Source organism: Rhodoplanes roseus (assembly GCF_003258865.1).
In the GTDB taxonomy this organism is placed as follows: Bacteria; Pseudomonadota; Alphaproteobacteria; order Rhizobiales; family Xanthobacteraceae; genus Rhodoplanes; species Rhodoplanes roseus.
Genome location: NZ_NPEX01000556.1, coordinates 1 through 1,462 on the forward strand (window position 1 = coordinate 1; position 1,462 = coordinate 1,462).

Below are 1,462 nucleotides of genomic sequence, written 5' to 3' on the forward strand. Positions count from 1 at the left end.
CCCTCCCCCTCCAGGGGAGGGTGCAAGGCACGTCACCCCACCCGCATCAGCGCGGTCCGCCGCCGCGTCAGCGGCGTGATGCGCAGCGAGGTGATGCGGTTGCGCTGGCGGCGCAGCACCTGGAAACGGAAGCCGTGGAACGTGAAGCTCTGGCCCGGCTCCGGGATCGAGCGCGCCTCGTGGATGACGAGGCCGGCGATCGTGGTGGCGTCGGCGTCGGGCAGGTTCCACTCCATCACCCGGTTGAGGTCGCGGATCGGCACGCCGCCGTCGACCGTCACCGAGCCGTCCGGCTGCGGTCGCACGCCCGAGATCTCGACGTCGTGCTCGTCCGCGATGTCGCCGACGATCTCCTCCAGGATGTCCTCGAGCGTCACCAGGCCCATCATCTCGCCGTACTCGTCGACGACCAGGGCGAAGTGGGTCTTTCTCCGCCGGAACGCCTTGAGCTGCTCCGACAGCGGCCGGATCTCCGGCACGAACCAGGCGGGCCGCACCAGGCTGGCCACGTCGATCTTGGAGAAGTCGCCCTCGCTGGCGTGAAGCGCCCGCAGCACGTCCTTGACGTGCAGCACCCCGACGATGTTCTCCGGTGACCCCTGCCACAGCGGCACCCGGGTCTTGGGGCCGGACAGCACCGCCTCGACGATCTTTTCCGGCGGGTCCGAGGCGTTCGCCATGATGACGTCGGTGCGGTGGATCATCACGTCGGCGACGGTCAGCTCGCGCAGGTCGAGGAGGCCGCCCAGCATGTCGCGGTCGATCTTCTCGACGCCGCCCTCGCGGTGGAACAGGTCGACGGCGCCGCGCAGCTCCTCGTGCGCCGTCAGGATGGGGGCGCTCTCGCCGATGACGATGCCGGCGCGCCCGAGCAGCCAGCGCACGATCGCCGTGACGGTGCCGAGCAGCGGCCCGAGCAGGCGCACCACCGTCCCGATCGGCCACGCCACCGCGAGCGCGATGCGATCGGGATTGTCGAAGGCCGCGGTCTTCGGCAGCACCTCGCAGAACACCACCACCAGCACGGTCATGATCACGGTGGCGTAGACGACACCGACCTCGCCGAACCAGGCGAGCAGCAGCCCGGTCGCCATCGACGAGGCGGCGATGTTGACGACATTGTTGCCGATCAGCAGCGCGCCGAGCAGCCGCTCCCGCGCCGCCAGCAGATCGTTGACGAGAGCGGCGCGCGGATTGCCGTCACGCGCCAGCCGCAGCATCGCGGCGCGCGACGAGGCGGTCAGCGCCGTCTCGCTCCCCGAGAAGAAGAACGAGGCCAGCAGGCACAGCAGAACGGCGGTGACGATCAACCAGTCGGACGCGTCCATGGCGGGGTCTCGGCTTGCGGTCTGTCCTTCAGCATGGCGACCGAGTTCTTCTTCACCCTCCCCTGGAGGGGGAGGGTCGGGCGCGTGCGCAGCACGCGTTCGGGGTGGGGTGAAGCCCCGAGTACCGGAGACGC

The 1,462-nt window shown here is 70.0% G+C and carries 1 protein-coding gene; it reads right to left on the reverse strand.

Features of this window, described 5'->3' with window-relative positions; translation table 11 throughout:
- Window positions 1–32: 32 nt before the first annotated feature.
- Complete coding sequence (locus tag CH341_RS31200; RefSeq protein ID WP_111423566.1) at window positions 33–1,328, reverse strand: HlyC/CorC family transporter; 1,296 nt, start codon at window positions 1,326–1,328, stop codon at window positions 33–35.
- Window positions 1,329–1,462 lie beyond the last annotated feature (134 nt).

Excerpts from the sequence above, each read along its gene's own strand:
- CH341_RS31200 (WP_111423566.1), bottom strand. The coding sequence starts at position 1,328 with ATGGACGCGTCCGACTGGTTGATCGTCACCGCCGTTCTGCTGTGCCTG.